This is a genomic window from Streptomyces rubrogriseus, assembly GCF_027947575.1.
Classification (GTDB): Bacteria; Actinomycetota; Actinomycetes; order Streptomycetales; family Streptomycetaceae; genus Streptomyces; species Streptomyces rubrogriseus.
This window is the reverse complement of sequence record NZ_CP116256.1, coordinates 5,697,603-5,714,028: the sequence shown is the minus strand read 5'-3', so window position 1 is coordinate 5,714,028 and position 16,426 is coordinate 5,697,603. Positions and strand designations below refer to the sequence as shown.

The 16,426-nt window shown below is 71.0% G+C and carries 15 protein-coding genes; 2 read left to right on the top strand and 13 right to left on the bottom strand.

The window, feature by feature from the left end; translation table 11 throughout:
- The first annotated feature begins 12 nt into the window (after positions 1–12).
- Entirely contained in the window at positions 13–1,155 is a 1,143-nt protein-coding gene (locus Sru02f_RS26050) for a glycerate kinase (protein WP_109028464.1), read from the top strand.
- A 232-nt stretch (positions 1,156–1,387) separates the two neighbouring features.
- Here the strand turns inward: Sru02f_RS26050 and pssA are convergent, their stop codons facing one another.
- The 9 genes from pssA to Sru02f_RS26005 all read right to left on the bottom strand — a co-directional run bounded on the left by pssA (position 1,388) and on the right by Sru02f_RS26005 (position 12,223).
- Positions 1,388–2,206 (bottom strand): CDP-diacylglycerol--serine O-phosphatidyltransferase, encoded by an 819-nt coding sequence (pssA, locus tag Sru02f_RS26045; protein ID WP_030178550.1) that lies wholly within the window; start codon positions 2,204–2,206, stop codon positions 1,388–1,390.
- A 22-nt stretch (positions 2,207–2,228) separates the two neighbouring features.
- Entirely contained in the window at positions 2,229–2,885 is a 657-nt protein-coding gene (locus Sru02f_RS26040) for a phosphatidylserine decarboxylase (RefSeq protein ID WP_109028465.1), read from the bottom strand.
- A gap of 170 nt (positions 2,886–3,055) precedes the next feature.
- The gene (locus Sru02f_RS26035) at positions 3,056–4,261 is read right to left on the bottom strand and encodes an acyl-CoA dehydrogenase family protein (RefSeq protein WP_109028466.1); all 1,206 of its coding nucleotides are present in this window, start codon (positions 4,259–4,261) and stop codon (positions 3,056–3,058) included.
- A gap of 2 nt (positions 4,262–4,263) precedes the next feature.
- Positions 4,264–4,776, bottom strand: a complete 513-nt coding sequence (locus Sru02f_RS26030; RefSeq protein WP_109028467.1) for a MaoC family dehydratase — start codon at positions 4,774–4,776, stop codon at positions 4,264–4,266.
- A 5-nt stretch (positions 4,777–4,781) separates the two neighbouring features.
- Positions 4,782–5,744 (bottom strand): HpcH/HpaI aldolase/citrate lyase family protein, encoded by a 963-nt coding sequence (locus Sru02f_RS26025; RefSeq protein WP_109028468.1) that lies wholly within the window; start codon positions 5,742–5,744, stop codon positions 4,782–4,784.
- Positions 5,741–7,768, bottom strand: a complete 2,028-nt coding sequence (locus Sru02f_RS26020; protein WP_109028469.1) for a protein meaA — start codon at positions 7,766–7,768, stop codon at positions 5,741–5,743. Before Sru02f_RS26020 ends, Sru02f_RS26025 begins: the two co-directional genes overlap by 4 nt.
- A gap of 18 nt (positions 7,769–7,786) precedes the next feature.
- Positions 7,787–9,124: a crotonyl-CoA carboxylase/reductase gene (ccrA, locus tag Sru02f_RS26015; RefSeq protein ID WP_167469235.1), complete on the bottom strand. Its 1,338-nt coding sequence runs from the start codon at positions 9,122–9,124 to the stop codon at positions 7,787–7,789.
- Between the two features lie 341 nt (positions 9,125–9,465).
- On the bottom strand, positions 9,466–10,281 hold the full coding sequence (locus Sru02f_RS26010) for a TetR family transcriptional regulator (RefSeq protein WP_109028962.1): 816 nt from the start codon (positions 10,279–10,281) through the stop codon (positions 9,466–9,468).
- A gap of 136 nt (positions 10,282–10,417) precedes the next feature.
- Positions 10,418–12,223 (bottom strand): 3-hydroxyacyl-CoA dehydrogenase family protein, encoded by a 1,806-nt coding sequence (locus Sru02f_RS26005; RefSeq protein WP_109028471.1) that lies wholly within the window; start codon positions 12,221–12,223, stop codon positions 10,418–10,420.
- 383 nt (positions 12,224–12,606) lie between these two features.
- Between Sru02f_RS26005 and Sru02f_RS26000 the strand changes: the two genes are divergently transcribed.
- Entirely contained in the window at positions 12,607–13,200 is a 594-nt protein-coding gene (locus Sru02f_RS26000; RefSeq protein WP_109028472.1) for an adenylosuccinate lyase, read from the top strand.
- Positions 13,201–13,257: 57 nt separating this feature from the next.
- On the opposite strand, the gene Sru02f_RS25995 is transcribed toward Sru02f_RS26000, so the two are convergent.
- The 4 genes from Sru02f_RS25995 to Sru02f_RS25980 form a co-directional block, all read right to left on the bottom strand.
- Positions 13,258–13,797 (bottom strand): GNAT family N-acetyltransferase, encoded by a 540-nt coding sequence (locus tag Sru02f_RS25995; protein WP_109028473.1) that lies wholly within the window; start codon positions 13,795–13,797, stop codon positions 13,258–13,260.
- On the bottom strand, positions 13,794–14,192 hold the full coding sequence (locus tag Sru02f_RS25990; RefSeq protein ID WP_109028474.1) for a RidA family protein: 399 nt from the start codon (positions 14,190–14,192) through the stop codon (positions 13,794–13,796). Before Sru02f_RS25990 ends, Sru02f_RS25995 begins: the two co-directional genes overlap by 4 nt.
- 138 nt (positions 14,193–14,330) lie before the next feature.
- Positions 14,331–15,920, bottom strand: a complete 1,590-nt coding sequence (locus Sru02f_RS25985) for an alpha/beta hydrolase (RefSeq protein ID WP_109028475.1) — start codon at positions 15,918–15,920, stop codon at positions 14,331–14,333.
- Between the two features lie 179 nt (positions 15,921–16,099).
- Entirely contained in the window at positions 16,100–16,399 is a 300-nt protein-coding gene (locus Sru02f_RS25980) for a putative quinol monooxygenase (protein WP_109028476.1), read from the bottom strand.
- Between the last annotated feature and the right edge of the window lie 27 nt (positions 16,400–16,426).

The following is a 16,426-nucleotide window of genomic DNA, read 5'->3' as shown; positions in this document are numbered from 1 at the left end:
GCTGACGCTGCTGTGGACGGGACCCGCCGGGTACTCGTCGCCGCGGACAAGTTCAAGGGCTCGCTGACGGCCGTCGAGGTCGCCGAGCGCGTCACGGCCGGACTGCGCCGCGTCGTGCCGGACGTCCTGGTCGAGGCGCTGCCCGTCGCCGACGGCGGCGACGGCACGGTGGCCGCCGCGGTCGCGGCCGGGTTCGAACGCCGGGAGGTACGGGTCGCGGGCCCCCTCGGCGCGGAGGTGACGGCGGCGTACGCGCTGCGCGAGGACACCGCCGTCGTGGAGATGGCCGAGGCCAGCGGCCTCCAGCGGCTCCCGGAAGGCGTCCTCGCGCCGCTGACGTCGTCCACGTACGGCTCGGGCGAGCTGCTGCGGGCCGCGCTGGACGCGGGCGCGCGGACGATCGTGTTCGGGGTCGGCGGCAGCGCCACCACGGACGGCGGCGCCGGGATGCTGGCCGCGCTGGGCGCACGGTTCCTGGACGCGGACGGCGAGCCGGTCGCGCCCGGCGGGGGCGGTCTCGCGGGGCTGGTCTCGGCCGACCTGTCGGGCCTCGACCCCCGCCTGTCCGACGTGGAGCTGGTGCTCGCCAGCGACGTCGACAATCCGCTGACCGGCCCGAAGGGCGCCCCGGCGGTCTACGGGCCGCAGAAGGGTGCCTCGCCGGACGACGTGACGGCCCTGGACGCGGCCCTGGCGCACTTCGCGAAGGTGCTGGAGCGGACGGAGACCGTGGGCGCGCGTGCCGCCGAGTACGCCGCGTCGCCGGGCGCGGGTGCGGCGGGCGGCATCGGGTTCGGCGCGATGCTGCTGGGCGCGCGGTTCCGGCCCGGCATCGAGGTGATGCTGGACGTGCTGGGCTTCGCGTCGGCGCTGGAGCGGGCGGACCTGGTGATCACGGGGGAGGGCTCGCTGGACGAGCAGACCCTGCACGGGAAGGCACCGGCGGGCGTCGCGGCGGCGGCCCGGGCCGCGGGCAAGGAGGTCGTCGCGGTGTGCGGACGCCTTGCGCTGCCGGCGGAGACGCTGGGGCGGGCGGGGATCCGGCGGGCGTATCCGCTGACGGATGTGGAGCCGGACGTGGCGAAGTGCATCGCGGAGGCCGGGCCGATCCTGGAGCGGGTGGCGGAGTCGATCGCGCGGGACTTCGTCGCGTAGGGGAGTCTCGCCCCCGCCACCCGCAGACCCCCGCTTACGGCCCTGAACGGGCCTCGTCCTCAAACGCCGGACGGGACGGAAACGTCACCTCTCTCCCCACCGAGTCGGGTGGTGGGTGGGCATAGGCCCGGGGGTCTGGGGGCGGAGCCCCCAGGGACGCCCGCACCGACACCGGGCGCCCGAAAAGCGGAGGGCCCCGAACCCAACCAGGTTCGGGGCCCTCAAGACGCCGTCACGGCAATTGCGCGGCCCGCGCCTCCCGCCGATTGTCACGGAAGTTGTTCACCCTGCGAGCCGTGGCGAACAGGGGGATCACCGCCCCCATCACCAGCTGCAACGCACACCCCGTCTGCAGCAGCAGCTGCCCGCTCGGCGCGTCGAACGCCCAGCCGGCCAGCAGCCCCATCGACAGGACGATCCAGGACAGCATCGCCACCGCGAGGCGCCCCCGCGGCTTCGGGTACTCGACCCGGCTCACCATCAGCCAGGCCGTGCCCAGGATCGCCAGCAGCGTCGCCACGAACGGCAGCTCCAGCAGCACGATCGACACCACCGTCAGCGCCCCGAACGGCGACGGCATGCCCTGGAAGGTGCCGTCCTTGACGGTGACGCAGGAGAACCGCGCGAGCCGCAGCACCACCGCCAGCAGCACCACGATCGCCCCCACCGCCGCCACCCGCTGGTAGGCGTCGTCCGCGACCATGCCGTAGACGAGGACGAAGTACGCCGGTGCCAGGCCGAAGCTGATCAGGTCGGAGAGGTTGTCCAGCTCCGCGCCCATCGGCGAGGACCGCAGCTTGCGGGCGACCAGACCGTCGAACAGGTCGAAGATCGCCGCGCACAGCATCAGGATGACCGCGGTGGCCGCGCTGTGCCGGGCCATGCCCGACTCGTCGCTGCCCATGAGGTGCGGGATCAGGATGCCGGTGGTGGTGAAGTACACCGCCATGAAGCCGCACGTGGCGTTGCCGAGCGTGAGCGTGTCCGCTATCGACAGGCGGAGCGAGAGCGGCATCTCCTCCTCGTCGTCCACCTCGTCGGCCTCCGGCACCCATCCGGCCTGGGTCTGTGGATCAATCACGGTCAATTCGAGTCACCCCAGCCACCGTCTTCTGCCCCACCTCGACGTCGACCTCCACACCCTCCGGCAGGTACAGGTCGACGCGGGAGCCGAAGCGGATCAGACCGACCCGCTCGCCCTGCTCGACCTTGGTGCCCTGCGGCACGTACGGGACGATACGGCGGGCCACCGCTCCGGCGATCTGGATCATCTCGATGTCGCCGAGCTCGGTGTCGAAGTGCCACACGACGCGCTCGTTGTTCTCGCTCTCCTTGTTGAAAGCGGGAACGAAGCCGCCCGGTACGTGCTCGACCGACGTGACCGTGCCGGACAGCGGCGCGCGGTTGACGTGGACGTTGAGCGGGCTCATGAAGATCGCGACGCGGGTGCGGCCGTCCTTCCACGGCATGATGCTCTGCACCACACCGTCGGCGGGCGAGACGACCCGGCCCTGGGTGATCTCGCGCTCGGGGTCGCGGAAGAACCACAGCATCCCCGCCGCGAGCGCGGTGGCGGGGACGGCGACGGCCTTGGCGGTGCCGGAACGGCGGGCCCGCAGGAGGCTGACGGCTGCGGTGGCGACGGTCGGCAGAAGCCACGGCGAGGCTCCGCGCGCGAGGCGTACGCCGGCGAGGCTGTCGCGAGGTGCAGAGGTTTGGCTGTGGGGCATGGATGACCTTCGTAGCGGATGATGCCGCGCTATGACGGGGGACGGCGGCTTTCCGGCGATCGTAGCGGCTCCGCGCCGCAACTGGGTAAGCCAGGAAGCCGAGTCGGCGGCCGAACACTGCCTACGGGGTGTGACCTTCTTCTCCAAGAAAACACCCCGTATCCGGACATCTAACCCTGGAATCGATACTCTTCGAGCAGTCGGCGGCCGATGATCATTTTCTGGATCTCGGCGGTGCCTTCACCGATGAGCAGCATCGGCGCCTCGCGGTAGAGGCGCTCGATCTCGTACTCCTTGGAGAAGCCGTATCCGCCGTGGATCCGGAAGGCGTCCTCCACGACCTCCTTGCAGTACTCGGAGGCGAGGTACTTGGCCATCCCCGCTTCCAGGTCGTTTCGTTCGCCCGAGTCCTTTTTGCGCGCAGCGTTCACCATCATCGCATGCGCCGCCTCCACCTTGGTAGCCATCTCCGCGAGCTTGAACTGGATGGCCTGGTGCTGGGCGATCTGCTTGCCGAAAGTGTGACGCTGCTGGGCGTACCGGACACCGAGTTCGAAGGCACGCTGAGCGACGCCGCAGCCACGGGCCGCCACGTTGACGCGGCCGACCTCGACGCCGTCCATCATTTGGTAAAAACCTCGGCCGGTGACGCCGCCGAGCACCCGATTGGCCGGAATGCGCAGGCCGTCCATGATGAGCTCGGTGGTGTCGACGCCCTTGTAGCCCATCTTGTCGATCTTCCCGGGGATGGTCAGGCCCGGCCGGACCTCACCGAAACCGGGCTCCTTCTCCACCAGGAAGGTCGTCATCGACTTGTGCGGGGCCGTGCCCTCCGGGTGACCCTCGTCACTCTTCACCAGTACGGCCACCAGTGACGACGTACCGCCGTTCGTCAGCCACATCTTCTGGCCGTTCAGGACGTACTCCTCGCCGTCCCGCACCGCCTTCGAGGAGATCGCCGACACGTCGGAGCCCAGCGCCGGCTCGGACATCGAGAAGGCGCCCCGGATGTCGCCCGCGGCCATGCGGGGCAGGAAGTGGTCCTTCTGCTCCTGCGTGCCGTGCTGCTTCAGCATGTACGCCACGATGAAGTGCGTGTTGATGATGCCGGACACCGACATCCAGCCGCGGGCGATCTCCTCCACGCACAGGGCGTAGGTCAGGAGCGACTCGCCCAGGCCCCCGTACTCCTCGGGAATCATCAGGCCGAACAGGCCGAGTTCCGTCAGCCCGTCCACGATGTCCTGCGGGTACTCGTCGCGGTGCTCCAGCTCGGTGGCGACCGGGATGATCTCCTTGTCCACGAAGTCCCGGACGGTGGAGAGGATCTCCCGCTGGACGTCCGTGAGGCCGTGGGTCTGGGCGAGGCGGCTCATCTCTACTTCCCCTGTTCCTTCAGCTCGGGCCGGCCGGGCTGCTCGCCGCCGCGCTCCTTGGTGTACGTCTCGGTCGGCACCATCACCTTGCGGCGGAAGACGCAGACCAGGGTGCCGTCCTGCTTGTAGCCCTTGGTCTCGACGTGGACGATGCCGCGGTCGTTCTTCGACTTGGAGGGCCACTTGTCGAGCACGGTCGTCTGGCCGTAGACCGTGTCGCCGTGGAAGGTCGGCGCCACGTGCTTGAGCGACTCGATCTCCAGGTTGGCGATCGCCTTGCCGGACACGTCCGGGACGGACATGCCGAGCAGGAGCGAGTAGATGTAGTTGCCGACCACCACGTTCTTGCCGAAGTCCGTCGTCTGCTCGGCGTAGTTGGCGTCCATGTGGAGCGGGTGGTGGTTCATGGTGAGGAGGCAGAACAGGTGGTCGTCGTACTCCGTGACCGTCTTCCCGGGCCAGTGCTTGTACGTCGCCCCGACCTCGAACTCCTCGTAGGTGCGTCCGAACTGCATCGCCCTCAACCCTCCGGGATCTCGAACTTCGACGTGCGCCGCATGCCGGCCGCACGTCCCTTGCCGGAGACGACCAGCGCCATCTTGCGGCTGGCCTCGTCGATCATCTCGTCGCCGAGCATCGCCGAGCCCTTCTTGCCGCCCGCCTCGGACGTGTAGTAGTCGTACGCGTCCAGGATCAGCTCGGCGTGGTCGTAGTCCTCCTGGGAGGGCGAGAAGATCTCGTTGGACGCCTCGACCTGGCCGGGGTGCAGCACCCACTTGCCGTCGAAGCCGAGGGCGGCGGCGCGCTGCGCGACCTCGCGGTAGCCGTCCACGTTGCGGATCTGGAGGTAGGGGCCGTCGATGGCCTGGAGGTCGTTGGCGCGCGCGGCCATCAGGATCTTCATCAGGATGTAGTGGTAGGCGTCCGCCGGGTAGCCGGGCGGCTGCTCGCCCACGACCAGGGACTTCATGTTGATCGACGCCATGAAGTCGGCCGGGCCGAAGATGATGGTCTCCACGCGCGGGCTCGCCTGGGCGATCTCGTTGACGTTGTTCAGGCCCTGCGCGTTCTCGATCTGCGCCTCGATGCCGATCCGGCCGACCTCGAAGCCCATCGTCTTCTCGATCTGGGTGAGCAGGAGGTCGAGCGCGACGACCTGCTGGGCGTCCTGGACCTTCGGCAGCATGATGCAGTCCAGGTTCGGGCCCGCGCCCTCCACCACCGTCACGACGTCCCGGTACGTCCACTCGGTCGTCCAGTCGTTGACGCGCACGACACGGGTCTTGCCGGTCCAGTCGCCCTCGTTGAGGAACTTGACGATGGTGTGCCGCGCCTCCGGCTTGGCGAGCGGCGCGCAGGCGTCCTCCAGGTCCAGGAAGACCTGGTCCGCCGGGAGGCCCTGGGCCTTCTCCAAAAAGCGCGGGTTCGAGCCGGGTACGGCCAGGCAGGAACGCCGGGGGCGGAGACGGTTGACCGTGGTCATGCGGGGACCTCCAGGGGGTCGAGCTTGTTCGCGTACCGGATCTCGTCGACGATCCGGCCGATGATGCCGGTGATGTCGAAGTCCTTCGGGGTGAAGACCGCGGCCACTCCCGCGGCCCGCAGTTCCTCGGCGTCACCGTTCGGGATGATGCCACCGGCGATCACCGGGATGTCTGTGGCACCGGCCACACGGAGCCGTTCGAGCACGTCCGGCACCAGTTGGGCGTGCGAGCCGGACAGGATGGACAGGCCCACCGCGTGCACGTCCTCCGCGAGGGCGGCGTCCACGATCTGCTCCGGGGTGAGCCGGATGCCCTGGTAGACCACCTCGAACCCGGCGTCGCGGGCGCGCACGGCGATCTGCTCGGCGCCGTTGGAGTGGCCGTCCAGGCCGGGCTTGCCGACCAGGAAGCGGAGCTTGCCGACCTCCATCTCCTTGGCCGTCAGCTCCACCTTGCGGCGCACCTCGGAGAGGGCCGAACCCTCCTCCGCGGTGACCGCGACCGGCGCCGAGGACACGCCGGTCGGAGCGCGGAACTCGCCGAAGACCTCGCGCAGCGCCCCGGCCCACTCGCCGGTCGTGGCGCCGGCGCGGGCGCACTCCAGGGTGGCCTCCATGAGGTTGCCGGTGCCGCGCGCCGCCTCCTTCAGCTTCTCCAGCGCCTTGCAGGGGCGCGGGTGGTTGAAGGGCGGCTGGTACCGCGTGTCCCGCCAGTTCCGCAGCGAGGCGATGACACGGGCCTCCACCGCCGGGTCGACCGTCTGGATCGCGGTGTCCAGGTCGGCGGTCAGCGGGTTGGGTTCGGTGCCCTCGAAGGCGTTGACACCGATGATCTTCTCCTCGCCGGACTCGATCCGGGCCCGGCGCTCGGCGTGCGAGGCCACCAGCTGGGACTTGAGGTAGCCGGACTCCACGGCGGCCATCGCGCCGCCCATCTCCTGGATGCGGTCGATCTCCGCGAACGCCGCCTCGACCAGCTCGTCGACCTTCGCCTCGACCACCTTCGAGCCCTCGAAGAGGTCCTCGTACTCCAGCAGGTCGCTCTCGTGCGCCAGCACCTGCTGGATGCGCAGCGACCACTGCTGGTCCCAGGGGCGCGGCAGGCCCAGCGCCTCGTTCCAGGCCGGCAACTGCACGGCACGCGCGCGTGCGTCCTTGGAGAGGGTGACCGCCAGCATCTCCAGCACGATCCGCTGGACGTTGTTCTCCGGCTGCGCCTCCGTGAGGCCCAGGGAGTTGACCTGGACGCCGTAGCGGAAGCGGCGGTGCTTGGGGTTCTCGATGCCGTACCGCTCGCGGGTGACGCGGTCCCAGATGCGGCCGAAGGCGCGCATCTTGCACATCTCCTCGACGAAGCGCACGCCCGCGTTGACGAAGAAGGAGATGCGGCCCACCACGTCGCCCATCCGCTCCTGCGGCACCTGACCGCTGTCGCGCACCGCGTCGAGCACGGCGATCGCGGTGGACATCGCGTACGCGATCTCCTGCACCGGCGTGGCGCCCGCCTCCTGCAGGTGGTAGCTGCAGATGTTGATCGGGTTCCACTTGGGCAGGTGGGAGACCGTGTACGCGATCATGTCGGTCGTCAGGCGGAGCGACGGCCCCGGCGGGAAGACGTGCGTCCCCCGGGACAGGTACTCCTTGACGATGTCGTTCTGGGTCGTGCCCTGGAGCTCGGTGATGTCCGCGCCCTGCTCCTCCGCGACGACCTGGTAGAGCGCCAGCAGCCACATGGCCGTGGCGTTGATGGTCATCGAGGTGTTCATCTGCTCCAGCGGGATGTCCTGGAACAGCCGGCGCATGTCACCGAGGTGCGCGACCGGCACGCCGACCCGGCCGACCTCGCCGCGGGCGAGGACGTGGTCGGAGTCGTAGCCGGTCTGGGTCGGCAGGTCGAAGGCGACCGACAGACCCGTCTGCCCCTTGGCCAGGTTGCGCCGGTACAGCTCGTTGGACGCCTCGGCCGTGGAGTGACCGGCGTAGGTGCGCATGAGCCACGGCCGGTCCTTCTGACGCTCAGTCATGTGTGGCCTCCGCCGTCCTCAGATGTTCCGGAAGCGGTTGATGGCGTCGAGGTGCTTCGCGCGCTTCTCGTGGTCGCGCACGCCCAGGCCCTCCTCGGGCGCCAGGCACAGCACGCCGACCTTGCCCTGGTGGAGGTTGCGGTGGACGTCGTAGGCGGCCTGGCCGGTGTCCTCCAGCGAGTACACCTTGGAGAGCGTCGGGTGGATCTTGCCCTTGGCGATGAGGCGGTTGGCCTCCCAGGCCTCGCGGTAGTTGGCGAAGTGGGAGCCGATGATGCGCTTCAGGGACATCCACAGGTAGCGGTTGTCGTACTCGTGCATGTAGCCCGAGGTCGAGGCGCAGGTGGTGATGGTGCCGCCCTTGCGGGTGACGAAGACGGAGGCGCCGAAGGTCTCGCGGCCGGGGTGCTCGAACACGATGTCGATGTCCTCGCCGCCGGTGAGTTCGCGGATGCGCTTGCCGAAGCGCTTCCACTCCTTGGGGTCCTGGGTGTTCTCGTCCTTCCAGAACCGGTAGCCCTCGGCGTTGCGGTCGATGATCGCGTCGGCGCCCATCGCCCGGCAGATGTCCGCCTTCTGCTCGCTGGAGACGACGCAGATCGGGTTGGCGCCGCCGGCGAGGGCGAACTGGGTGGCGTAGGAGCCGAGTCCGCCGCTCGCGCCCCAGATGAGCACGTTGTCGCCCTGCTTCATCCCGGCGCCGTTGCGGGAGACCAGCTGCCGGTACGCGGTGGAGTTGACCAGCCCCGGGGCGGCGGCCTCCTCCCAGCTGAGGTGGTCCGGCTTCGGCATCAGCTGGTTGGACTTGACCAGCGCGATCTCCGCCAGGCCGCCGAAGTTGGTCTCGAAGCCCCAGATGCGCTGCTCGGGGTCGAGCATCGTGTCGTTGTGGCCGTCGGAGGACTCCAGCTCGACGGAGAGGCAGTGGGCGACGACCTCGTCGCCCGCCTGCCAGGCGTTGACGCCGGGGCCGGTGCGCAGGACGACGCCGGCCAGGTCGGAGCCGATGACGTGGTACGGCAGGTCGTGGCGCTTGGTGAGCTCGCTGACCCGGCCGTAGCGCTCCAGGAAACCGAAGGTGGACAGCGGCTCGAAGATCGAGGTCCACACCGAGTTGTAGTTGACCGAGGAGGCCATGACGGCCACCAGGGCCTCGCCGGGGCCCAGCTCGGGCACCGGCACGTCGTCCAGGTGGATCGACTTGCGGGGGTCCTTGTCGCGGGTCTCGAGGCCCGCGAACATCTCGGTCTCGTCCTTGTGCACGGTGATCGCGCGGTACGACTCGGGGAGCGGCAGTGCGGCGATGTCGGCCGGCGTGGAGTCGGGCGACTGGATCGCGTCCAGGATGTCCTTCACGGTCACGGTGTTGCCTCCGGCGGTGAGCGCCCTGAGGGAGGGGCGCTGAGGGTTACGTCGGTGCTGCTGAGGTGAGGGTGTGTGCCTGTGACGCAGGCGTTCGGACGCGCAGGGGATGAGGTGCGGGGACAGCCCGAACACCTTCAACGTATGACACCGCGTGTCACCCCGCAAGGCACTGAGTGCCAGAAACTGTTCTCAGATGAATTCTTTACGTGACAGATGAGCGATGATCGATCGAATCATCTCCCGCTCGAGGGGAAAAACGGGCGCCGACATGCAAAAACGGCCACCCGGTGGGTGGCCGTCGTCACAGAGCGGAACGGTGCGGAGAGGGACGGTCAGCGCTCCTTGAGCGCCTGCTCGATGGTGCGCATGACCTCGTGCAGCGGCGCGTCGGTGCGCGCCACCGTCACGAGCACCTCGCCCTGCACGGAGGCCGAGGAGGCGGCGGGACGGGCGGTGGCGGCCGTGCTGCGGCCCGCCCCGATGCCCGTGCCGAAGGTCTTCCGCACGATCGCGAAGGCGTGGTCCAGCTCGGCCTCGACGTCGCCCTGCCCGTCGGCCCGCAGCCAGCGCCGCAGCACGTGGTTGTGCGCGGTCACCACGGCGGACGCCGCGACCTCCGCGAGCAGCGGGTCGTCGTTGGCGTCGTCGTCGTGCGCGTGCTCGTCGAAGTGGCCGAGCAGATAGCGGGTGAACAGCCGCTCGTAACGGGCCACCGACGCGATCTCCGCCTCGCGCAGGGTGGGCACCTCGCGCGTCAGCTTGTAGCGGGCCACCGAGATCTCCGGCCGGGCCGCGTACATCTTCATGACTTCCTTGATGCCGCGGCACACCGTGTCGAGCGGATGCTCGTGCGCGGGCGCCGCGTTGAGCACCGCCTCGGCCCGCACCAGGGTGTCGTCGTGGTCCGGGAAGATCGCCTCTTCCTTGGAGCGGAAGTGGCGGAAGAAGGTGCGGCGGGCGACCCCGGCCTGGGCCGCGATCTCGTCGACGGTGGTCGCCTCGTACCCCTTGGTCGCGAACAGCTCCATCGCCGCCGCCGCCAGCTCCCGGCGCATTTTGAGCCGCTGGGCGGCGGCCCGGCTGCCGGCCGCGCTCTCCGGCGCGTCGGACGTGGCTGAGGTACGTGAGGACTTGGCGGGCTGGGACATGACCCGAACGTACTGCATGCGGGCGCAATCATGCGCGTGACCGGGGATTCCCCCGCCTGCGGCAGGCGGGGGAGACCCGGCCGGATCGAGCAGTCCGCCCCAGTCCTCCTCGGACCGCGGCCGGTCGCCCGGCGGCTCAGCGGCGGGCATGCTCGCGGAAACCGCGGCCCGTCTTGCGGCCGAGGCAGCCCGCGGCCACCAGGTGCTCGAGCAGCGGCGCCGGGGCGAGGCCCGGGTCGCGGAACTCCCGGTGCAGGACCTTCTCGATGGCCAGCGACACGTCGAGTCCGACCACGTCGAGCAGCTCGAACGGGCCCATGGGGTAGCCGCCGCCCAGCTTCATCGCCGCGTCGATGTCGTCGAGGGTCGCGTAGTGCTCCTGCACCATCTTGACCGCGTTGTTGAGGTACGGGAACAGCAGCGCGTTCACGATGAACCCGGCCCGGTCGCCGCAGTCCACGGCGTGCTTGCGCACCTTGGCGCAGGCCTCGTGCACGGTGGCGTGCACGTCGTCGGCGGTCAGCACCGTGCGGACCACCTCGACCAGCTTCATGGCCGGCGCCGGGTTGAAGAAGTGCATGCCGATCACGTCCTGCGGGCGCGAGGTGGCGCGGGCGCAGGCGACGACCGGCAGCGAGGACGTGGTGGTGGCCAGCACGGCGCCGGGCTTGCAGACCTTGTCCAGCGTGGCGAACAGCTGCCGCTTGACCTCCAGGTCCTCGGCGACGGCCTCCACGGCCAGGTCGACGTCGGCGAAGTCGTCGTAGGTGCCCGTCGGAGTGATCAGCTCCAGGGTCCGCGCGGCCGCCTCGGCGGTCATGCGTCCCTTGTCGACCGAACGGGACAGGGACTTCCCGATCCGGGCCTTGGCCGTCTGCGCCTTCTCCGCGCTGCGGGCGGCCAGCACCACCTCGTACCCGGCCTTGGCGAACACCTCCGCGATGCCGGACGCCATGGTGCCCGAACCGGCCACCCCCACCGCGCGCACCGGCCGCCCGGCGACCGCGTCGCCGCCCTTGGCCGGGGTCAGCGCGTCCGGCACCACGACCGAGCTGCCGGGCGCCTCGTAGGTGTAGAAGCCGCGCCCCGCCTTGCGCCCCGTCAGGCCCGCCTCGCTGAGCTGCCTGAGGATCGGCGCGGGGGCGTGCAGCCGGTCGCGGGAGGCGGCGTACATGGCCTCCAGGACCGTGCGGGCGGTGTCCACGCCCACCAGGTCGAGCAGGGCCAGCGGCCCCATCGGCAGGCCGCAGCCGAGCCGCATCGCGGCGTCGATGTCCTCGCGGGAGGCGTAGTTCGCCTCGTACATCGCGGCGGCCTGGTTGAGGTAGCCGAACAGCAGCCCGTCCGCGACGAACCCGGGCCGGTCCCCGACCGCGACCGGCTCCTTGCCGAGGTCCAGGGCGAGGTCGGTGACGGCCGCGACGGCGGCGGGCGCGGTCAGCACCGAGGAGACGACCTCGACCAGCTTCATGGCCGGTGCCGGGTTGAAGAAGTGCAGGCCGAGCACCCGCTCCGGGCGGGCCGAGTCGGCGGCCAGCCGCGTGACGGACAGCGCGTTGGTGCCGGTCGCCAGGATCGCCTCCGGACGCACGATCCCGTCCAGCTCCCGGAAGACCCGCTGCTTGATCTCGTACGACTCCGGAACGACCTCGATCACCAGGTCGGCGTCGGCGGCGGCCCGCAGGTCGGTGGAGGTGCGGACACGGCCCAGGGCGTCGGCGCGCTCCTGCCCGGTCAGACGCCCGCGCTCGACGGCACGGGCGGTGGAGGACTCCAGCGCGGCGACCGCCTTGACGGCCTGCGCCTCGCTGACGTCGATGCCGACGACCTGGCGGCCGGCCCCGGCCAGGATCTCGGCGATGCCGGTGCCCATGGTGCCGAGGCCGACGACGGCGACGGTGCGGAGCGGGGACAGAGGGGAGTGGGACAGGGGAGTGGCCATCGCGGGACTCCAGGAATGAGGGTGACGACGGGAACGCGCCCCGGGTACGCCGTGGGGCGCACCGGGTGCGTGAGAAGGAGAAGGAAGGGAGTGCGGGTGTTGCCGGGCCGACTCGCGCACACGCCCGGTGCCGTCCTGGGAGGCGTGCACACGCCCGCCCGGCGGCCTGTGACCGGCCCTGTCCCGAGGCCGAGTCCTGATGCGGTACCCGAGGTACCGGACCGACTGCCCTCCCGGTGGTTGCGTCACCAGACCACCGTGAGGAGTTGCTGCGGGTGGGTGACCCGCTCGTCTGAGGTTAACCCGCGGGTAACGAGCGCGCCAGCCCTCGACGTTCGTGATGTACGTCCCAGACGGGGTGTGACGCCCCTAACCTCGGTGTCATGGACGAAGAGTTGCGAGCGCTCACGGAGCGCTTACGGGCCGAGTCGGCGGCGTCGGGTGTTCCGGAGGCCGCGGCGGTGTACGACCGGCTCGTGGCGACCGGGGACCAGGACGAGCTGGCCGCCGTGCTCACCGAGCCCGGACACCCGCTGTGGGCCCGGGAACTGGCCGCCTTCCGGCTGGGGGTGGCGGGGGACCGGCGGGCCTTCGAGTCGCTCGTACTCCTGCTGAACCACCGCGACCCGCCCCGCTGTGCCTCGGCCGCGCACGCCCTGGCGCGCCTCGGCGACCCGCGGACCGCCCGCGCGGCCGCGGCCCTCGCCACCAACGAACTGCGGGTCGCCTACGCCCTGCACCCGGTACGGCTGCTGGTCGAACTGCGGGCCCCCGAGGCGGTGCCCGCGCTGATCACCACCCTGGAGCGGCGGCTGCGCCCGCACGATCCGTACCGGCGCGTCGCGCTCGCCTGCGTCGAGGGACTCGGTGCCCTCGGCGACGACCGCGCCGGCCCCGTCCTGAACGACGCGCTCGCCCACCCGGTGCTGGCCGAAGCGGCGGTGCGGGCGCTGGCCCGCATCCCGGGGCAGCGGTGAGCGGCGGGCGGCGAGGGAGTGGTGAGCGGCGGGCGGGGGGAGAACGGTGACGTGCCGTCAGCCGTTCAGCACCCGGGCGTAGCGCACCTCGGGCACCGGGACGCCGTCCACCTCGAAGGGCTCCTCGGCACCGTCGGGGCCGAAGCCCGCCCGCTCGTAGAACCGCCGGGCGCGGGTGTTGCCCTCGAGCACCCACAGGAGCATGCGGGCGTGTCCGGCGGCCCGGCACCGGCGCACCGACTCCTGGAGCAGAGTCCGCCCGATGCCCGCGCCGAGCCGTCCGGTGTCGACGTAGAGGGCGTACAACTCGGCGTCCGCGGTGCGCGTCTCGCCGTCCCGGTAGGGACCGTGGCAGGCCCAGCCGACGACCTCGCCGCCCTCGTCCTCGGCGACCAGGTGCACCACGCCCTCCGGTGCCCGGGCGAACAGGTCGCGACGCCGCGCGGCGTCGGCGGTGGGGTCCATCGCGTCGAGGTGCGGCTGCGGCATCAGGCCCCGGTAGGCGTTCTGCCAGCCCCGGACCCGGATCAGGGACACCCGGTCGCAGTCCGCGAGGGTCATCTCCCGCACCCGCACGCGGGCCTGCGGACCGCTCACGGCGCCACGACCGCGAGCGCCTCGATCTCCATGAGGAACTCCGGCCGGACCAGCGCGGCCACCTGCACCGCGGAGGCGGCCGGCAGCCGGTCGTCGGGTATGTGCTCGGCGCGGGCGGCGCGGATCGCGCCCATGTGGGCCATGTCCGTGACGAAGAAGGTCAGCTTCACCACGTCGTCGAAGGCCGCTCCGGCCGAGGCCAGGCACCGGCGCAGGTTCTCGAAGACCTGGCGGGCCTGGGCCGCGGGGTCGCCCTCGCCGACCACCTTGCCGTCCTCGTCCAGGGCGAGCTGCCCGGACACGGCCACCAAGCGCCCGGTGCCGAGGACGACATGGGAGTACTGCGCGGCGGGCGCGACGCCCTCGGGGGCCGGGATCCTGGTCAGTTCACTCATGCGTCCATCGTGGACCACGCCACTGACAACGCCGCCGACGGGGTGCGGCACACGGCGTGCGGCAACGGACGGCTAGGGCCTGTCTGACAATTCGCGTCGTCGCCCGAGGCGCGGCAGACGGGAATTGTCAGACAGGCCCTAGCGGCGGAAGCCGAGCAGTCCGTGCAGGGTCGAACCCCGCGAGGACGTGGAAGCCGCCTTGGACTCCAGCGGCTTCGGGTCCGGCAGCGCCTGGCACACCGCGTCCGCCTCGCCACCGTCGCCGCGCGGCACCGTGCCGTCGGTCAGGTAGGCGGCCAGGTGCTCGTCCAGGCAGTCGTTCCCGCTCAGCGTGATGCCGTGGTTCCCGCCGCCCTCCTCGACGACGAGGGCGGAGTCGCGCAGCAGCCGGTGCGCGGCGACGCCGCCCTCGTACGGCGTGGCCGCGTCGCCGGTCGCCTGGAACAGCAGGACCGGGGGCAGCTCGCCGTTGGCGACGTCCACCGGCTGCCCGGACCCGGTGGGCCAGAACGCACACGGCGCGTTGTACCAGGCGTTGTTCCACACCATGAAGGGCGCCTTCTCGTACAGGTCCCAGCTGTCGTCCCGCCACTCGTCCCAGTCCCGCGGCCAGGCGGCGTCGCGGCACTGCACCGCGGTGTAGACGCTGTAGCCGTTGTCCCCGGAGGCGTCCAGGGTGCCGAAGTTCTCGTACGCCTCGACCAGCGGGCCGGTGTCCCCGTCCTTGGCGTAGGCGGCGAACGCCTCGGCCAGGTAGGGCCAGTAGCCGTTGTAGTACCCGCCCGGCATGTAGGTGTCCTCCAGCTCGGAGGCGCCGACCTTCCCGCCGGCCGGCCGCTTGGCCAGGGCCGTCCGCATGGCGTACCAGGCGGCCTCGACCCGCTCGGGGTCGCTGCCCAGACCGTAGGCCGCGTCGTGCTCGGCGACCCAGGCCAGGAACGCCCGGTGGCGGTCGTTGAAGGCGAGGTCCTGGTTGAGGTTGGCGTCGTACCAGACGTCGTCCGGCCCGACGACGGAGTCCAGGACCAGCCGTCGCACCCGTTGCGGGTAGAGCTTGGCGTAGACGGCGCCCAGATAGGTGCCGTACGAGTAGCCGAAGTAGTTGAGCTTCTCCGCGCCGAGCGCCGCGCGGATCGCGTCGACGTCCCGCGCCGCGTCGACCGTGTCGATGTACGGCAGCACGTCCGCGTACTTCTCGCCGCAGGCGTCGGCGAAGGACTTCGCACGGGCGAGGTTGGCCTGCTCGACGTCCGGCGTGTCCGGCAGCGAGTCGGGGCGCACCGGGTCGAAGTGGCCCGGCAGACAGTCCAGCGCGGGAGTGCTCCTGCCCACGCCGCGCGGGTCGAAGCCGATGACGTCGTACTGGGCGGCCACCTTCGCGGGCAGCGACGACGCCACGAACCCGGCGAGCGTCAGCCCGCTGCCTCCGGGCCCGCCGGGGTTCACCAGCAAGGGGCCCTGGTACGTCCCGGCGGTGTGCGGGACGCGGGACAGCGCCAGCGTGATCCGCCTGCCGCGCGGACGCGCGTGGTCGAGCGGCACCTCCAGGGACGCGCACTGGAGCGTCGGGTAGTCCTCCGTGGCGCACTTCTCCCAGTGCGGGCCCGCCGCGGGCGCCGCGGGCGCGGGGTGCGTCGGCCGTGGTGCGCTCGCGTCGGCGGGGACGGCGGTGACGGTCCCGGCGGCGATGACGGCGGCGCTGCACAGCACGGCTGCGCGTTGTCTCATGGCGTTCTCCCAGGACTGCCAGGACGGCGGGGCAAGGGGCCGCGTGGGTCGCGGTCCTCGCCGGATCGTCCCGGGGAGGGCCCTCCGAAGAACGAGACCTGTCCATACTTGACCCGATTGGGTCGGAAGATGCCCTCCAATGCTCTTACTCGGCCGCTCCGGGCGGGCTCACGGTGCCGTCAGAGCCCGAGCCCGCCCGCGACCGACATCTCCTGCTTGGTGAACTCCCCCGTCAGCATGGGCATGGCCCGGCCGATCGCGTCCTTCGCCTCGGGCAGTTCCAGCGAGGCGTCGTGGTGTTCCCTGGTCCGCCACACCTCGGTCACCCAGATCGTCGTCTCGTCGTCCTCGGACAGGCCCACGAGATACAGCTCGCATCCGGCGTCCCGCAGACCGTCGGCGGCGCTCAGGAGAAGGGAGACCACCTCCTCGCGGCAGCCGGGCCGGGTCTTCATCGAAGCGATGCAGCCGTAGGTCATGGAGGATCCCTTTCGCTCTGGGCGAGG